The 210-nt window shown below is 31.4% G+C and carries 1 pseudogene; it reads left to right on the top strand.

The features are described from left to right. A pseudogene (locus AJ932_RS10805) lies at positions 1 to 210 on the top strand (hypothetical protein); the annotation flags it as partial.

Raw genomic sequence — 210 nt, 5'->3', positions numbered from 1 at the left:
CTCAAACTTATCTTATTATAAAGAAGATAAATATCAAGCTTGGATATATTTTAGAGATAATTTCTTCTATAAAGAAAGATTTATTAGAGAGTTGGATGATCTCGAGACATTAGATGAGGATGGATGTAGTCTTGTTTTAGGTAATGTTTCTTGGGATACACCACAATATTGGTCACAATACAATATCTGGATAGCAACAACCCCAAAAGG

Origin of the sequence: Campylobacter sp. BCW_6873, from assembly GCF_001762365.1 — a bacterium.
GTDB classification, from domain to species: Bacteria; Campylobacterota; Campylobacteria; order Campylobacterales; family Campylobacteraceae; genus Campylobacter_D; species Campylobacter_D jejuni.
Note: the sequence above shows the minus strand (reverse complement) of the source record. Positions and strands in the feature narration are given on the sequence as shown.